This is a genomic window from Paenibacillus terrigena DSM 21567 (assembly GCF_000374845.1).
GTDB lineage: Bacteria > Bacillota > Bacilli > Paenibacillales > Paenibacillaceae > Paenibacillus_K > Paenibacillus_K terrigena.
This window is the reverse complement of record NZ_KB895412.1, coordinates 414514-431913: the sequence shown is the minus strand read 5'-3', so window position 1 is coordinate 431913 and position 17400 is coordinate 414514. Positions and strand designations below refer to the sequence as shown.

Here is a 17400-nt window from a genome sequence, read left to right as displayed (position 1 = left end):
CAAAGAAGGTAATAATTAGGCGGCGTCGAACTGTCTCATATAGAACTGACATCATTCGACAGGGGGAAAATCATTCAAATGTCTACCGACACACCAAGTAACACCATCCAAGCGCACGGGCAGCATCGCCGCAAGTTCGCCCGCCTCAGCATCATCTTGCTGCTGACGCTCGGCATGTATTTCGTACAATCCGCTCTTCTAGAACAGACTCGAGCAGCAGCCAGCACGGATTCGTCCAGCGATGCACAGGATCAACTCGACGCGCTAGCGATGCTGAATGAAATCCGTGCCCAAGTTGGCGTGCCTGCCCTCGTACTCAGCAAGGAGATTACACAAGCTGCAAGAAGCCACGCCGCCTATTACAACCGGCACGAACGAGACAAGAAGGTCTCTCTAAGTGCCCATCAAGAGAAACAAGGCATGGAAGGATTCACCGGCACGAGCGCAATGGATCGCATGAAGGCGGCGGGATGGAATCAGGCGGGCACCTACCGCAGCTCAGGCGAAGTCATGCATTTCAAGCAGAAGACGAGCAGACAGGCCATGCAGGGGTGGCTGGATACCGCATACCATCGCGCGATCATCCTTAGCCCCAAATACAATGAAGTCGGAATCGCACTCGTTGACGGCACCGCGGTCGTGAATCTAGGCGGCACTCGTGCGCCTGCACCGCTTCAGAACGGCATCGCCGCCTATCCTTTTCCAGGGATGACCCAAGCCCCTGTAGGCTTCTACGGCAACGAAGTTCCCAATCCGCTGAGCCAGTTGGGTGTGGATTATTCTGGTTATATTATCTCGGCTACAACGATCGATGCCATCGATTGGCACGAGGCAAGCTTAATTGACGAGAAAGGTGCAGCCATTCCATTCTATGAGGAAATCTATAGCGGTAATACGCTTTTCCTGTATCCGAAAACGATTTTGGAGGGCTTTCATACCTATCGCGTCCAGCTAGCTTACCGAACGGAGGGCTCGTCCGAAACCCAGCATCAATCCTGGTCTTTCAAGACGGGCGAGGGCCATAAATTATTGAGCATTGCCGGCTCTCCCGATGAACTCGTTATCAATGAAGGGGAAGAAACGTCTATACGCGTCACGGGCTTCTACGATGATTCCGTTACTGAACCGATCACAAGCCATGTACGTTATGTCAGCAATAACCCGGCAGGGTTAAAACCCGTATCCTCCTCCAGCTTCCAAGGAATCAAGGCTGCTAATTATTACATCACGGCGCATGTCGGAAACTTAGCCACCGAGCGAGTCCTGATTAAGGTGTTGCCGAAATTGAAAACCAAGACCTATCCACCGCTAACCGCGAGCAAACCAGACGCCGCGGTGACCGAAGCTGAATTCTGGACAATGCTGCTGAAGCAGCATCAGGTCGATGTGGATGCATATGCCCCGGCGAGCAAGAAACATGCGGCAGATGCCGCTTACCAGATCGCCGCAAGCCGCAATATTCCGTTACTCGGCTTAACATCCATTCCGGCTAGAGACAAGCCGATTACGCGCGTGAAAATCGCCGAAGTCCTCGCATCCGTGGATGGGGTTCATTTTACACAGTACAACGCCATCTGGTACGTGCTAGGCATGGGGTACCTCAAAGGGGATACCGATTCAACGATTTACGGATTCAATAACGAAGGCACAATGACACAACAGGAAGCCATACAGCTGCTCGCTGATCTGAAGCCGAAAATGAAATCGCTACGCGGAAGACCAATCAAACCAACGCCAGCAGAACTTTTGCCACCTCTGCCGAAGCGAGAGTCGTACAAGAAGCCTGCCGTTCTCAAGGATTACACGCTTATTGCAACCTATCATCCAGATCGCACATTAACCGTCGAAGGGAAATTCACCGTCATCGCCGGGCAACAGACGACATTGATGGTTCAGACTGGCGGGAAGAAGCCGAAGGCGATTGAAGAAGTTCAAGTAGCCATTGACCGTGAGGGCAACTTCAAAATAACGTCCGGCCCTTACACAGAAGATGCGTTGAATCTGTATTTGAGAACAGAAGGCGCGATGTATTGGATTTCGGTCGAAGAGAACGCCATGAATATTAGCGAATTCACGCCGTAATCCTCACAAGAGAAACGACCGCGGTTAGCGGTTCGTTCTCTATACACAGAACAAAACCCGCGTGCCGGTTGCCTGATGAGCATCCCTTGCACGCAGGTTTTGTTCCTATTCTAGGAAAAGATATAGAACTACGACGTAACTTTCTCCTCAATATCTGCATGTCCTGCGAGTCGATCCAGTCGGGCAATCTGATACCCGTATTCATAACAGGCCGCTGCAACAATCGATAAACGGCGGGAGCCATCATCGAAATGAATTTCCTGCATGACCGTCTGGAGGAATTTCTCGTTCTCGATCTCCATCTGTTCGATGCTCTCAAGCTCCGGCTTCATTTTATCGTCTAATTTCAACAGGACTAATTCATGCGCTTTCTCAAGCAGCTCTAAATGTCTGTCGAAGGCTGCATTGATCTCCGGCGTTCGTGTGGATTGGAAGTAATGATTATCGATCGTCTCCAGCACTTCAAGCCCTTTCTGGAGCGTGTTCAGCATCTGTTTGTAGACAACAATCTGCCGCGATCTGCGATACTTGGCGCGTTTGATCTTCTTGATCTCTTCTTCGAACAATTTAAATTTATCATGCAAGGACAACATTTCCGTCTCGAGCGCTTGATATTCGGAGCGGAAAGAGGATTCTTTCATCTCATCGGAGATGGCGGTCCTAAGGAGCAGCGACATCCGATTGAACACAGCATCTATCTGCTTCAAGAACTGTACATTCGGCTTCGGCGGGAAGAACAGAATGTTAATGACAAAAGCCGAACCAATCCCGACGAGCGTATGTAAGAACCGACTTAATGCGAAATCCCATTGCCCGGAAGCTTCCAACACGGCAATGACTGTCACGAGCGTCAGACCAATGGTCTCTTCCATTTTCATCTTCAGACAGATCATGATCACAATAATACAAGTTAAACCAATAATGAGTGGATCATTCGCGAATGCCATGCCGACGAGAAGTGCAATAGCTGCACCCAATGTATTCGTCTGAAGCTGGTCCAAGAAATAACGCCAAGAACGATAAATAGAAGGCTGCATAGCAAAGATCGCGGCAACGGCTGCAATAACAGGCGTCTGGAATCCAAGAAACTTACTGATATATAGTGCCATCGCGACAGCAATTCCTGTTTTTAATACACGCGGTCCTAATGCCATGTCGCACCTCCTTCCCTCTGTCAACGTGCTGAGTTCTGTACAGCCTAATATTACATGGTGCATCAGCGCGTTGGCAAGTTATGAGAAAAGGAGGGCTCTCGCCCTCCATCTGCTGCTTCCCTACCTATAAGATTACGACAGCTTCTCTTCCAGGTTGCGGAACTGGTTGTTGAACATTCTCGCGTAGACGCCCTCTTCTTGCAGCAATTGGTCATGTCCACCCTCCTCAGCAATCGAGCCATGGTCAATGACCATGATCGTATCGGCATCTCGAATCGTATTCAGCCGATGCGCAATAATGAAGCTGGTCCGCCCTTGCATAATGTTCAGCAGCGCATCTTGGATATGCAGCTCCGTACGCGTATCGATACTGCTCGTCGCTTCGTCTAGAATCAAGATCGATGGCTTCGCCAGAATCACTCGTGCAATCGCCAGCAGCTGCCGCTGACCTTGACTTAGATTGCCGCCATTCTCCGAGAGTACCGTGTCATATTTCTTCGGCAGCCGCTGAATGAATACATCCGCATTCGCCATGGCAGCCGCCGCCCGAATCTCTGCATCCGTCGCATCCGGCTTGCCGTACTTAATATTGTCCTTAATCGTACCCGAGAATAAGTACGTATCCTGCAGCACGAAGCCGAAAGCGCGTCGCAAGCTATCTCGCGTGTAATCCCGAATATCTCTGCCATCAATCAGGATACGGCCGCCCGTCACATCATAGAACCGTGTAATCAGGTTCACAATGGTTGTCTTGCCCGCACCTGTCGGTCCAACGAGCGCCGTACTACTTCCTGGCTCCGCCTCAAAGCTGACGTGACTTAGAATGGGCACATCCGGGCGGTAACCGAATTGCACATCTTCGAAGACGACATGTCCACTCGGATTCCGCAGTTCAATGGCTCCCGGTGCATCCTCGGGCTCCTCCTGCTCATCCAGCACCTCGAAGACTCGTTCCGCACCCGCTACACCCGATTGAAGCACGTTGAATATATTCGCCATGTCGTTGAGCGGGCGAACGAATTGCCGTGAATAGCTGATGAAGCCCGCGATAACGCCGACTGTAATCATCCCTTTCACAGCGAGTGCCCCACCGACCATCGCAACTGCGGCGAACCCGAGGTTATTGATCACGTTCATGATCGGCATAAGGAATCCTGACCAAATTTGCGCCTTAAGCCCAACTTTGAATAACTGGTCATTCACCGCATCAAAGTCCGCAATGGCACGTTCCTCATGATTGAACGCCTTCACGACTTCAATGCCCGAAATCGTCTCCTCAATATGTCCGTTTAATTTGCCAAGCTGAACCTGCTGTTCCTTGAACAATACACTCGTCCGCCGTGCAATCGTCCGGGTCAGCAGATAGACAAGCGGCACTGTGATGAGACTCGCCAAGGCCAGAATCGGACTTAACACGATCATCATGACGAGCGAACCTACAATCGTAATCGCCCCGGACATCAGCTGCGTCGTCGATTGGGAAATCGTGTTGCTCACATTATCGATATCATTCGAGAGACGGCTCATGACCTCGCCATGGGACTGCCGATCGAAATAGGCGACAGGCAGCTTCTGCAGCTTCGCGAATAACGCGCTGCGCAGCTTCATTACGATCCGCTGGGAGACCCCCGCCATGAACCAACCTTGGAGAAGCGTCAGGACGGCATCTATGAGGTAGGCCGAAGCGAGTACAATAATAATTACTTCGAGCAGATCAAAGTCTACACGGCCCTCTAGGCCCGTCATCGTATCAATTGATTTGCCGATCAAATACGGGACGAACAGCATGAGTAAAGCATCGACAACCAGGAACATGAAGATCGTCGTCAGCCAGCGGCGTTCGGTCCCGACATACTGCCATAACCTTGAGAGCGTCGCCTTGAAATTCTTCGGCTTCACGACAGCTCTCCCCGCTCCGCGTTGGCCGAAGCCTCCTCCCGGACCGCCTGGCCCCGGTCTTACTGCTGCCGCTGCTGTACCTGCTGCGCGGTCTGAGCCACTATTTTGCGGCATAATGATTCATCTCCTTTCCCAATTGGGATTGGAATATTTCTTGATATACCGTACAATCGGCCATCAACTCATGATGCGTCCCTTGCCCAACGATGACGCCGTCCTCCAGAACAATAATCCGATCCGCATCCATGACCGATGTAATGCGCTGTGCGATCAGCAGACAAGTGAGTCCTGCTGCGTATTGCTTCAACCCCGCCTTAATGCGGGACTCCGTCGCGACATCGACGGCACTCGTACAATCATCGAGAATGAGAATGTCCGGCTTACGGACAAGTGCCCTTGCAATAGACAATCGCTGCTTCTGACCTCCCGAGAAATTGACTCCCCCTTGCCCGATTCGGGAATGATACCCTTCGGGCGATTCCGCGATAAAATCATGCGCTTCTGCGATCCGCGCAGCCAATTCGATCTCTTCTTGCGTCGCATTTTCCTTGCCGTATTGAATATTCTCGATTACAGACCCCGAGAATAGTACGGTTTTCTGCGGTACAATTGCAATTGTCTCGCGCAGCTTCTGCGGATCCATTTGACGAACGTCAACGCCATTGACGCTGACCGTACCGGATGTTGCGTCATAGAACCTCGGAATAAGATGAACCAAGCTGCTCTTCCCCGAACCTGTTGAGCCTATGATCCCGATCATCTGACCCGGCGCACAGGAGAATGAAATCTGCTTCAACACCGGGTCCCCCGATGTCCCCGTATACGCGAACGTCACCTCGTCGAAATCGATCCGACCGCGCTGATCGGCTTGACCTTCTACCTTGCTGTCCCACGTCATCGCATTCCATGTGGAGAACACCTCGCCGATCCGCTCTGCGGAAGCCTTGGCACGTACGAACATGTTGAAGATCATCGAGATCATCATGAGGGAGAACAAAATTTGTGTCATATAGTTAATGAAGGCGATAATATGGCCGACCTGCATTTGCCCCTGATCCACGCGCAGGCCTCCGATCCAGAGCACCGCAATAATGCCGAGATTCACCGTAAGCACAATCTGAGGACTGAACACCGACATGACGCGCATCGCCGTCGTCGACCGGGATTGAAGCCCTTGGTTGGCTTGCTCAAATTTATCGACTTCCACATCGAAGCGGTTAAACGCTTTCACAACACGCACACCGGAGAGGTATTCGCGCATCACGCCGTTGACCTTATCCAGCGCCTGCTGTACCTTCACGAAGAAAGGAAAGCCAATTTTCATATTGAGAAAAATAAATACAGCCACGAGTGGAACTACCACGATTAAGACCACGGACAGCTGCATATTGAGCCGCACCGCCATGATCAGACTGCCTATACAGACGAGCGGCGCTTTGACGAAAATCCGCATCAAGCCGTTGACGAAGTTCTGCACTTGTGTGACGTCATTGGTCAGTCTCGTGACGAGCGAAGCGCGATCGAACTGATCCATGTTCTCGAAGGACAGACCCTGAATTTTACGGAATAAATCCGCTCGAAGCTCTGCTCCGAACCGCTGTGATACCCTGGACGATATAACGCTGCGCAGCGACGCAGTCAATGCGCCGAACAACGTAATCATGAGCATGAGGCTGCCCAAACGCAGTACAACATTCATCTCACTATTCGCTACGCCGTCATCAATAATTTTCGCCATAATCGTCGGTTGGAGTAAATCGCATAACGCCTCAATCATGAGGAAGAATACCGCAATCCCAAACAGCTTCCAATACTTTCGAATATAAGGCTTAAGAAACTTCATATGTCTCTCCTCTCCAATGTAGATTTCTATCCATAGCACAATCTAAATAAACCCTTCCCTTCCACGATACTCCTATATGTTGGAAAAGTAAAACGTCCATAAAGACTCTTTTAACGTGTTACTATACCGACCCCCACACAGGCACGCCGCACAAAAAAAGACCTTGCCGCAGCAAGGCCATTGTATCCGAATCAACTTTTTACGCTGATATAACCTCGTTCAGACCTATGATGAAGTGCTATGCTTAACTGCATATTTATCAAGCTTCTGCAGGAATGTTCCAATTCGTCTTTCGGAACGAATCGCCCATCGTAAATATTTTATGTTCAGAGGGAATCTTGGGAAGGGTGATAGCACGAGGTATGTTGTGAGTGGGAATCGCAACCATACTCGAATGAGTTCATAATCGTGTTTACTTAGTTTTGCGACCTGACGGTAACCGTTCAGAATCGCCTTGGCTATCGCGAAATCCCAATGATAGTCCTTGCATGAATTATAGATGACGCGATACAAGTCAAAGGCGCGTAAATCGATGTGCAATGTCTCGAAATCAATGAGATGTGTTCCTTTGGCATTACAGATAAAATTGCTCGGGCCTCCATCTCCGTGACACAGAACACCGAATTGACCAGGCTTTTTGCAGTACTTACGATAATCGCTAAGTCGCAGCAATGTCCTCGCTTGATTCGAGTAACGTAAAATTTCTGCACCATGCTCCTGCACAAATGAATTAATCGAAGGCCGAAATTCATTCCGCTTCGCTTTTTTTATCTTTTTTTTCAGAAATTTGTGCTGCGCTAGGAGCGTAGATTTCCAGGTCCTAATTCGGCTGTATTTCATCCCACCAAGGATTTCATCCTTCCCAGATTCATGCATTCGCGCCAATGCAGCACCGCAAGCTCGCATATCTTTCAATGATGTGGGAGAAGGTTCTCTTCCCGACAGCCAAGGCGTTAGTACGAAGGGCGTACCCTTAGCGGAAAGAACATAGAGCTTACTTCCAGCTCGCGTTTGAGGATTACGCCAAGAAATCAGCACGCCACGCTTCCTGATCCGTTGCAGCACCCGATCCGTCCATTTCAGCCGTGCAAGTCGTTTGGGCATACGTTTGAGGCTAAAGGACCGATGATCACGTGTGATAACGCGATAGATCCCTTTCCGGATTTTCTTCATACGACTGACCTCAAGCCCAAAACCATCTGCGATGTTGAACATCCGCTCATTCATATTAAATCACCTTCGTCATGTTCAAAAATAGCGATTTGTACTGACGGGCAATTGCACGCCAACGATAACGCTTCGCAGTGAGTCGAGCGTTTTTGATACGTTTCTTGGTCTTGGCAGGCTTGTTCCACATCGATGTGATCGCTTTAGCGATCGATTTGCTATCAACGGATCGTATAATTTGAGCATTCTTCGCATTTACGAATTCACTTAACCCGCCAGATAGGGTGGATACGAGGGGGACACCGCTAGCCATGGCTTCCAGGGCAACCAGACAGAATGATTCTTTCTTGCTTGGTACAATAACAGCACCATAAGAAGAATACATCGCAAGGACTTCTTCGTTCTTTCTGTTAGGGATCCAGTGTATGTTCTTCGAAATCCCTAGACGTCGTGTTAGGGCACGTGAACTTTTCATCGATTTCCCTTTCCCAACGATGGTTAGATGTACATTCTTGTGCGCACGTGACAATAAAGCAATGGCTCTGATCAAGGATTTGATGCCTTTATCAGGAATTATCCTTCCAACATAAAGCAATTCATGAGATGAACCCTTTAGTTTTCTCCTTCTCCTGACGCTCTTCACACCATTAGGAATGACACTGACCTTCCCCCGACTGCTTTTTGGATATAAATCCTTAATTTCAGCTGCTTGCCATTTACTTGGGACGACAATCTTTGCTGCACTGCGAATTAATTGGGTCTGATTCTTCCCTTGTCTGGAATGAATCCCTTTGGATGCAAGGGAATGGCAGGTATACACGAGAGGAATACCGAACTTGCTTGCCGCCGCCCTTGCAGCAGCTGCATATTCTGTACTGTGAACATGAATGAGGTCTGGCGGGTCAGAGGCTGTCGAAGTGGATAATCCTAATAGGGGTTTTGGTCTGAACGAACGAGAGGACTTACGGTAATGCTTCTTGTCTTTCGGAATCCTAATGATACCAATTTTTCCATTCACTCTCGATCTATCAAGCTGATTCTCGCCATCCTCACTCGTACATAACACCGTCACATCCATACCTGTTTTGCTCAATTTTCGGGTCAATTGTGTGGCAACAATTCCGAGCCCGCCAACAATGCGAGGGTGATATTCACTCGTCATGACCCATAATTTCAGTCTATTTCTGCTGCCCATTGGAATCCTCCTGTAATACTTTCGAGTATTTTATGCTTTAGAAACAAAAATGTACGAATTTTCTATCCATAAAATACTCTTAAGTTTAGGAAAGACTTCATTGTTCATTTAGATTGAAAAAGAACGTCATTCATGGATCGAGAACGCCAAAAGATATAGAGTCCTGCCCCACCACTATACAGCGTTATACCAAGTGCTAGTTGAAATGTATTGGATACATGATACGTCATCAGCGAATTCATCCCTAAAGTAACTACTAACATGAGTATGAACAAAAGGATCATATCGACGATCAAAGGTTTTAATCGTATACCTACCCTACTCAACTTTAATGCCCCAATATTCCAGCTTACGGTAACAAGCTCCAAACACAGAATGCCTACTGAAGGTCCAGCATAACTGAACCCAGGTACGGCTACCAGAAAATACTGAATGGGGATTGCTATGCAAATCCCTACGATAAGGCCCACAAGAGGTACCTTTTTGCGTTCCTGTGCCCATAACATGCTCGTCGTTAATTCTCGTAGTCCGACAAGAAGCGGTACAGCTGCCAGATATCGTATAGGCTCCGACGCTTCGTATGTACCGAAGATATACCATGAAATGTACTTACTGTACGTGAAGATGAGAATTCCCGCTGTACAACCCCACACCCATCCAAGCTCAAGCGCACAACGGGTTCGTTCATAAAATTTTGCTACCTGTCCCTCTTTCCAGTCGCTGACAATCTTCATTGTTAGGGTATGGGATAGCGCTGCTGTAACGATCGTCGGCATATAGACTACGATCATGGCCATCCCCGTAATGACCCCAAAGATCGATGTTGCTTCCGATGCTGTAAAACCAGCTGCTTGCAGGCGATTCGGAATGATGATGGCATCAATACAATCAGACAGTGGAACTAGAAGCCTCGTGAATGAAATGATAAGGGAAGTATGGAGAATCCAGGAGAACATGGAATTCCGATCTGTACGATGCTGGTACGGATAACCTTTATCTAGGCTGTCTTGCTGGATAAACCTGCAAGCAAATATTAATAGCAAGAATGAAACTAATGCCGCCAAGAAAGTACCTAGGATACCGCCTCCTACAGCGATCGGGGAACCTTTAGGGAGCAAAAGAATAACGATTACCACCAAGGCGCCCATTCGGACTGCTTGTTCGATGAGTTCAGAGAACGCAATGACGCTATAGCGCTCTAATCCTTGTAAATAACCCCTTAACAAGCTTAGCAAGGGGACAACAAATAGTGCGGGTGCAATGCAGCGTATTGCGAAGTGGAGATTTGGATTGCCAAGAATCTCAGCAATTTGAGGAGATAGCAAGAACGTAACATAACTAATGACCCCACCCAGACCAATCAATAGCAGGGAGATTCTTCTGAACCAGAACCATCCCTGTGCAGGGTCCTTCGCTGTAAGCATGGCCAGCACCGTTGGGAACCCGCCAACGATCACCATCAATGCTAGGCCATAATAAGAATATGCAATTTGGTAAAGCCCGATACCTTCTGCACCAACAAGTCTTATTAAAGAGACCCGCCCGATGAGCCCCATCATTTTCACAATAAATATAGAGCCGGTCCTTATTGCCAGTTGTTTCAACAGCAGCGGCATGGTCTCACTTCACCTCTATTTCATACTCGTCCTCATTATCCTATGACGATGAAGTTAGAGGTATGTCCAGTCGAGGCCCAAGTCCGCGAATTGCTTCAATCCCGAATGTGAATCAGAATGTATTTGGTATGCTTATCCCAGCCTAGATCGAAAGGTACGCGATAACGATCTGCTGTATGAGAATTAACAAGCGGGTATCCTTGATTATCATAGCCAACCACCACGGAGAAATGATCTACATCCCCATGCATGACAAATCCGATTAAATCGCCAGGTAACAGCTGTGACACAGCTCCATGAGGGAACTTTTCCGTTGGTTTCACGATGTCGCTAAATAAACCGCTGGCAATCATTTTCCCATACCCAGATTGAATCAAGAAACGGTGGAACGAATCCGTTCGGATCCAAGACTCACTCCCTTCTTTGCCATAAAAATAACGCCACTTGCTTGTCATTGGGAGCCCGCCGCCTTCCTTGGGATCGCCGATCACTTGCGAAGCGAAATTCGTACAGTCCCCACCTGCCGTGGTGTAATCTTTATAGCTTCGGTTATATCGATGACGGTTTCCTGCCCCCCATGCGATTCCTGCATATTTGTTGGCATAAGCAATTGCACGTTTGCGATTGTATTTGCTACCAGGTGGGATGTCCTGATGATTAGGAACAAAAGGGAGTGCGGAACCATCTGAGGTGACAGGGATCAAATTGGGGTTTTCTTCAAGAGGGTCTAAATACCACTCCTTATACAATAACCATCCGTGATTATTTTTCTTTAGTGTGAGCGCATGCCTTGTCCCTATGCCAAAAGATTGTGAAGGAGCATTCGATTGTAAATAAAAATAACTAAGTTTCAAGGATTGAACGAGTGATATTCTGGCCAAATCTCCATCGAAATGAATCCGGGTAATGCGAATATTCGACTTGGCATCGATGAATTGCATTCCTCTTTTCTCCCCCCATGTATGGAGGTATTCCGCTCGCTTGAATTCTTGACGCATCGCATAATCGCTGGCTTTATGTCCGTGAACATAGTGCTGCTCGATTTGGACCTGATGATTATGTATGAGTAAATTCGCCCGAAGAGCGTACAATTCATTTAGAAAAGAAGTAACGTTACGTTCCTCGTCGGAATTCGCTACCATCTTCCTAGGTTCCATGGAGAAAGAAACACAAACAAGAAGGAGAAAGATCATCCCTATTCTGAATCTATACTTGTACACTTACTTGCTCTCCCCTATTCGCTTGAAAATTTCACGTCTTTTTAGCCCGTGCAACGCTAACACTGCGACTGCCCGTTGTACAACAAGGGCACCCGTTATGGGCGCCCTTGTTCATCTAGAACTCCGATAATTCCTTAAAAGACTTGATTTTTCCGTGCGCATGCGGAGTTTGCTTACGGATTTTGTCGGCATTTTCACGACGATGTTTGGAAGTTGTCATAATTACAATTCCTCCTTCGAGATGAACTTGCTTAATCGATCTTCAAGAATGTCTCCAGCGGCAAAAACCGATTCACAACAAGTGTGCCCAAGTGATTGCGTGATGAAGTTATCGGAGCACGTCACTAATATGCGCAGAAAAGGGAATCAATATGTCATTCGGAGCAACAAATTTGGTATGCTAACACCATGAATCATTCCTATGTAAAAACAAGACGAAATGAGGCCCATTCCTGTGATGTTCGACCCTACTGTATTCGAAAATTTAAAAGTCGCTATAGAAAACCAAGTCTACGATCTAGATAATCTGGACGAGATCATCCGTGTCACAGACCGGGTCGACCGTCTGGAGCTGTCCGTCATGGCACGAGAATTTGCACTTCAATTCGTACTCATCGATCATCCGGATATTACAGCCGAGATCCGGCTCGACACTTCGCTGAAAGATCTTGCTGCTGAAATTCTAGAAATGCCTGGTGAGACGCCGGCTTGTACACTTCGCATACGATTCTATATGAAAATCGAGAATCCTGATTCCCAGTGTGAGCGTATTGCTGAGGTCGTACGGAAGATCTGGGAGCCTGAGCTGCCGGCCGTGCAGACACTAAGCTTCGAATATGGGCAAAATCGCCCTATATATCAAAATACCGTCGAACTGCGATTCAACCGCCGTATTAACGAGGACCAGATGGAGGATATTCCGAATTTGCTAGATCATATGCTGCAGACGCTGGCGAAGCTGGGGAAGCTGGGGAAGCTGTAAGCGATCTTATGCCAAAAATGCTCAACACCGATCATTTGCCCGTAGCCTTCACCTCATTTAATATCCGTTGGGCTTCCTTAGGGCTCTGAATCACGATGATCTTGGTATTCTCGGCATGATCCTTAAGCTTGGCGAGGATACCAGGTCGCTTATCCCTGCGGAAGTTCCATCCAAATTTGATAAAGGGCCAGTCAATCGACTCGGGACACCCTTCGTTTATGTCCACCCTTGTCTTCCCGTGATATTGAATTCTGCGCTTAATGACGCGATATGTGGTGATCCATGGAGATAAATCGAAGAAAAAAACAACATCCGCCGCTTGCAGTCGGATGTCTAGTGTTTTCCCATATAACCCATCTATGATCCATGTATCATTCGCGACCAAGCTTCGATTCAACGCAGTGAATTCTTCGGTTGGCGTCGGTACCCAACCAGGCTGCCAATAGTACAAATCCAAATAATGAATCGGTAAATCTAATATTTGTCCAAGCTCGCGAGTGAAGGTTGATTTGCCCGAACCGCTGGAGCCTATGATTGCAATTTTCATTGTTATATCTCCTCACACATCCGCCGCGCAGCGGAAGCCCATATGCCCCGTCGAGCTGTCCGGTGTATTCGACGAGCGCGCCGCCACACGGTAGCGGTTGCAATACGATTTGTGACACATATGCGAGCCGCCGCGAATAACGCGAGCTTCACCGCGCGCAGGTCCCTTCGGATTCAACAACTCGCTATGCCGATACGTATCTGCCCGGAACCAATCCGCACACCACTCCCACACATTTCCGGAGGTATTGTAGAGCCCGTATCCATTCGGCTTAAATGCACGTACAGGCGCCGTCCCAGCATAGCCATCGGATGCCCGATTGATTTTGGGGAAAGGTCCCTGCCAAATGTTACACTGGTGTTCGCCATCCACCAGCAGTGAATCGCCCCACGGATAACGTCGCTGCACCAGCCCGCCACGCGCTGCGAACTCCCACTCCGCTTCCGTAGGTAGACGTTTGCCAGCCCATGCGCAATACGCCTGAGCATCATTCCACGACACATGAACGACCGGATGATCCCATCGATCATCAATGGAGGAATCTCGGCCTTCCGGCTTCGCCCAGAACGCGCCGTCCACCTTGAGCCACCATGGCACGGACTGTACCGCACTATCGACCTCTTGCTTCACTGTCTCCGAGACGAATTGATAGAACACGAATGACCAGCCGAACTGTTCGGCTTCCGTCTGGTAGCCCGTATCCTGCACGAATTCGCGGAATTCCGCATTGGTTACTGTACAAGCATCCATGTAGAACGGATCCAGCTTCACTGTATGCACAGGTCCTTCCCCGTCGGCCGCGAAGCCTTCTGCATCGTTCGTCCCCATCAGGAACTCCCCGCCCTGAAGCAGAATCATCCTGGATGTATTTGCATGCTTCTTACACGTGTCCGAACCTTCCATTGCCGCTTGGGATACAGCGATTTCATCATTCCCCACACCTACAGTATCTCTTCGAACGGAGCAGCATGTGCCTTTTGGTGTCGTCATTGCGTTTCCTCCCTTTGGTACACCTTCGAATGTCTCTTTTTCCCATTGTCCCATGTACTGCATACACCAGCAACCTCTTTTCCACGCAAAAAGGAGCTGCATGCCGCAGCCCCTGTAAATCTTCCTATTTTCGCGTACAATAATCATCCCTATTTCTACAATGGTTCTTCTCAAGAAGCAAGATGGATGTTATGCTCCCGTTGTACGTACAATTTCACGCAAATCCCGCAGACAAGGATCATTAGGATTGTCGTCAGGATACTTCCCTCCACACCAAATGAACCGCCCGATACGAGCGAATTGCCGTTTACGAGGATGGACAGGATAGGCTTGGTGTCCGTACCGGATACCGCAAACCCATAGACATGCCCCTGGAAGAAGTTCCATGCGAGGTGGCATCCGATAGGGAGCCATATCCCGCCCGTCATGACTCGCGTCAACGCGAAGAAAACACCGATCAGGAAAATATTAATCATGGTAAAAGGCGTGCTCCAAATACCCGGATTGGCCCCATGCAGCAGCGCGAAGATGATCGAAGAAACCACAACACCCCAAGTAACGCCATATTGATGCTCTAGAAGACCTTGCAAGTACCCTCGATTGAACACCTCTTCGCTGATCGCGACCAAGGCGAACAACCCTACCCCTGCAAGGACAGAAGTCCACGTATCCGCATCCGTATGTACCGATTGAAACTCAACGCCGCCACAGATCCATATTGCTACCGCCCCAATACTGATAAGCAATATGCCGAGTCCAATGCCTTGTAGCGCACGTGTCATCAAATGAGACTGACGAAATCCAAGCGACCACCCCTTACCTCTCTCGAACAGGAAAAACATCAGTATTGCAGGGATCAGCATGCTCATCCCTGTTATGATGATTAGCTTCCATTCCGGGCTGCTGGATTGCGCCCCCAAGACCAAGCTGCTCACCATCCCGCCTAATCCCATAAAGAGTACAAGCGAAAGAAGTACTTTTCCAAGAACCATAAATCTACGCAATCGAACCAGCTCCCATCAAATATTTGAAACAATTTAACTACATTTCCAATTATAGACTATTAGTGGACAATTTTACTTTATTTTTTCATAAAAAAAGACGCCCCTTCAAAAAAGGAACGCCTCCCACTACAACAACTACATATCCTGCGCGACCAGCTTCTCCTCCGCTACTTTCTTCGACAGAATCTCGTTTTTGAGGAAGAAACAAACGACAAACGCAGCAACAGACATCACTAACGCAATCATATATAAATTCTGGAATGCCCCTGCGAAGACTGTCTTCGCCTGAGCCGCGATATCCGGCGCCAAATCCTTCGGAATGCCGCCTGTCGCGATCTTCTCCGCCGTGCCAGCTGGAAGCTTCAGCGCGCTTACCCCATTCGTGATATGTGAAGCCAACAGACTGCCGAACAAGCTCATCCCAACCGTTGTACCTAATGCTTGAAACAGCTGCACCGTCGAGAGGGCAATCCCGCTCTCGTTCTTATTCACGGATTCTTGTACGATCAGATTATCCCCCGCGAACAATACGCCAAGTCCTGCACCCATAATGACGAAATAGATGATAATGGCAGCGATGGATGTATCCACGCTGATTTGCGACAAGAAGAAGAAAGCAATAATCGGCAGAATAAATGAAACGATGAATACGTTCCGATAACGCAATTTCGTCAGCGTAAAGCCGTTCAACATACTCATTGGTATAGCACCGAGCATGAACGCCATCGTCAAGTATCCCGCTCCTGTCGGTGATAGCCCCATAATGTTCTGCGCATAGAACGGGAAGGAGGCGAAGCAGCCAATCAAGCCGAGACCAACGATAAACACAAGAGTCGATAACACCACAACATTCCGATTCTTGAACAAGTGTAATGGGATGATTGGTTCCTCGACTCTCGATTCAATCCAGATGAGAAGACCAATCATTATACAGCCGAATACGAGTAAGCCGACAATAACTGGAGAGCTCCAAGCATAGCCTTGTGTATCCTTCAGAACAGGCGTCAGGAGCAGTGATACCAGTGCAGCGAGGAGCACAGCCGCCCCGGCCCAGTCGATCTTCGGCTTGCCTTCCCTCCGGTTCTCGCGCAGCCCTTTCGCCATGAATATCGCCGATACAATCCCGATGGGGATATTGATCAAGAAGACGAAGTGCCAGCTCAATTGATCGACGATTACGCCGCCCACCATCGGGCCTAACAGCTGTGGCAGGAACATAATAGGTCCGATCATACTTTGAATTTTGGCCCGTTGTTCGAGTGGATAGGTATCGCCGAGAATAATCATCGCGAGCGGCATCATGCCACCAGCGCCAATCCCTTGAATCCCCCGGCCGATCAGCAGCACGTCCATCGAAGTTGCAAGTCCGCTAATAATCGATCCCCCGATAAATAACCCCATACAAATCATATAAATACGCTTGCGCCCAAATAAATCAGCCAGTTTGCCGAGAATCGGCATGAATGCCGTCATCGTAAGCATATACACCCCTGCAACCCAACCGTACAGCTGCAGCCCATGCAGATCACGAATGATCGTAGGCATCGCCGTCGTCACGATCGTCTCATCAAGCGCTGAGAAAATGATGCCAATGAGCAATCCAATCATAATCAAAGTCTTGTTATTCTCTTTCACCGATCCACCTCTATCTCTTGTTCTTACAATGCCGATCTGCCTAACTGCCTAACATTCTTCCATGTT

14 protein-coding genes are annotated in these 17400 nt (G+C 48.7%); 2 read left to right on the top strand and 12 right to left on the bottom strand.

From position 1 onward, the window contains the following. Window positions 1-78: 78 nt before the first annotated feature. Entirely contained in the window at window positions 79-2082 is a 2004-nt protein-coding gene (locus C558_RS0102025; RefSeq protein ID WP_018754547.1) for a CAP domain-containing protein, read from the top strand. A 128-nt stretch (window positions 2083-2210) separates the two neighbouring features. Here C558_RS0102025 and C558_RS0102020 read toward each other — a convergent pair whose 3' ends face one another. From C558_RS0102020 to C558_RS34565, 8 genes are all read right to left on the bottom strand, one after another. Continuing rightward, window positions 2211-3236, bottom strand: a complete 1026-nt coding sequence (locus C558_RS0102020; RefSeq protein ID WP_018754546.1) for an FUSC family protein — start codon at window positions 3234-3236, stop codon at window positions 2211-2213. Between the two features lie 132 nt (window positions 3237-3368). Next, complete coding sequence (locus C558_RS0102015) at window positions 3369-5249, bottom strand: ABC transporter ATP-binding protein (RefSeq protein ID WP_018754545.1); 1881 nt, start codon at window positions 5247-5249, stop codon at window positions 3369-3371. Beyond that, complete coding sequence (locus C558_RS0102010) at window positions 5236-6978, bottom strand: ABC transporter ATP-binding protein (RefSeq protein ID WP_018754544.1); 1743 nt, start codon at window positions 6976-6978, stop codon at window positions 5236-5238. Before C558_RS0102010 ends, C558_RS0102015 begins: the two co-directional genes overlap by 14 nt. A gap of 225 nt (window positions 6979-7203) precedes the next feature. Beyond that, window positions 7204-8205, bottom strand: coding sequence for a phosphotransferase (locus C558_RS0102005; protein ID WP_018754543.1), 1002 nt, complete (start codon window positions 8203-8205; stop codon window positions 7204-7206). A 1-nt stretch (window position 8206) separates the two neighbouring features. Further along, window positions 8207-9340, bottom strand: coding sequence for a glycosyltransferase family 4 protein (locus tag C558_RS0102000; protein ID WP_018754542.1), 1134 nt, complete (start codon window positions 9338-9340; stop codon window positions 8207-8209). Window positions 9341-9444: 104 nt separating this feature from the next. Then, complete coding sequence (locus tag C558_RS0101995) at window positions 9445-10956, bottom strand: oligosaccharide flippase family protein (protein WP_018754541.1); 1512 nt, start codon at window positions 10954-10956, stop codon at window positions 9445-9447. Between the two features lie 95 nt (window positions 10957-11051). Then, window positions 11052-12113, bottom strand: coding sequence for an amidase domain-containing protein (locus C558_RS0101990; protein ID WP_245583712.1), 1062 nt, complete (start codon window positions 12111-12113; stop codon window positions 11052-11054). A gap of 178 nt (window positions 12114-12291) precedes the next feature. Further along, the gene (locus tag C558_RS34565; RefSeq protein ID WP_018754539.1) at window positions 12292-12396 is read right to left on the bottom strand and encodes a DUF6254 family protein; all 105 of its coding nucleotides are present in this window, start codon (window positions 12394-12396) and stop codon (window positions 12292-12294) included. Window positions 12397-12633: 237 nt separating this feature from the next. On the opposite strand from C558_RS34565, the gene C558_RS0101980 reads away from it, so the two are divergent. Beyond that, on the top strand, window positions 12634-13158 hold the full coding sequence (locus C558_RS0101980; RefSeq protein ID WP_018754538.1) for a hypothetical protein: 525 nt from the start codon (window positions 12634-12636) through the stop codon (window positions 13156-13158). A gap of 31 nt (window positions 13159-13189) precedes the next feature. On the opposite strand, the gene C558_RS0101975 is transcribed toward C558_RS0101980, so the two are convergent. The 4 genes from C558_RS0101975 to C558_RS30175 form a co-directional block, all read right to left on the bottom strand. Beyond that, window positions 13190-13705 (bottom strand): P-loop NTPase family protein, encoded by a 516-nt coding sequence (locus C558_RS0101975; protein WP_018754537.1) that lies wholly within the window; start codon window positions 13703-13705, stop codon window positions 13190-13192. 12 nt (window positions 13706-13717) lie between these two features. Then, window positions 13718-14695 carry a formylglycine-generating enzyme family protein gene (locus C558_RS0101970; protein WP_156825958.1) on the bottom strand — a complete coding sequence of 326 codons (978 nt, stop codon included), beginning with the start codon at window positions 14693-14695 and terminating at the stop codon, window positions 13718-13720. Window positions 14696-14865: 170 nt separating this feature from the next. Beyond that, complete coding sequence (locus C558_RS0101965) at window positions 14866-15699, bottom strand: CPBP family intramembrane glutamic endopeptidase (protein ID WP_018754535.1); 834 nt, start codon at window positions 15697-15699, stop codon at window positions 14866-14868. Between the two features lie 135 nt (window positions 15700-15834). Next, on the bottom strand, window positions 15835-17334 hold the full coding sequence (locus C558_RS30175; RefSeq protein WP_018754534.1) for an MDR family MFS transporter: 1500 nt from the start codon (window positions 17332-17334) through the stop codon (window positions 15835-15837). Between the last annotated feature and the right edge of the window lie 66 nt (window positions 17335-17400).

Excerpts from the sequence above, each read along its gene's own strand:
- C558_RS0102025 (WP_018754547.1), top strand. The coding sequence starts at position 79 with ATGTCTACCGACACACCAAGTAACACCATCCAAGCGCACGGGCAGCAT.
- C558_RS0102020 (WP_018754546.1), bottom strand. The coding sequence starts at position 3,236 with ATGGCATTAGGACCGCGTGTATTAAAAACAGGAATTGCTGTCGCGATG.
- C558_RS0102015 (WP_018754545.1), bottom strand. The coding sequence starts at position 5,249 with ATGCCGCAAAATAGTGGCTCAGACCGCGCAGCAGGTACAGCAGCGGCA.
- C558_RS0102010 (WP_018754544.1), bottom strand. The coding sequence starts at position 6,978 with ATGAAGTTTCTTAAGCCTTATATTCGAAAGTATTGGAAGCTGTTTGGG.
- C558_RS0102005 (WP_018754543.1), bottom strand. The coding sequence starts at position 8,205 with ATGAATGAGCGGATGTTCAACATCGCAGATGGTTTTGGGCTTGAGGTC.
- C558_RS0102000 (WP_018754542.1), bottom strand. The coding sequence starts at position 9,340 with ATGGGCAGCAGAAATAGACTGAAATTATGGGTCATGACGAGTGAATAT.
- C558_RS0101995 (WP_018754541.1), bottom strand. The coding sequence starts at position 10,956 with ATGCCGCTGCTGTTGAAACAACTGGCAATAAGGACCGGCTCTATATTT.
- C558_RS0101990 (WP_245583712.1), bottom strand. The coding sequence starts at position 12,113 with ATGGAACCTAGGAAGATGGTAGCGAATTCCGACGAGGAACGTAACGTT.
- C558_RS34565 (WP_018754539.1), bottom strand. The coding sequence starts at position 12,396 with ATGACAACTTCCAAACATCGTCGTGAAAATGCCGACAAAATCCGTAAG.
- C558_RS0101980 (WP_018754538.1), top strand. The coding sequence starts at position 12,634 with ATGTTCGACCCTACTGTATTCGAAAATTTAAAAGTCGCTATAGAAAAC.
- C558_RS0101975 (WP_018754537.1), bottom strand. The coding sequence starts at position 13,705 with ATGAAAATTGCAATCATAGGCTCCAGCGGTTCGGGCAAATCAACCTTC.
- C558_RS0101970 (WP_156825958.1), bottom strand. The coding sequence starts at position 14,695 with ATGACGACACCAAAAGGCACATGCTGCTCCGTTCGAAGAGATACTGTA.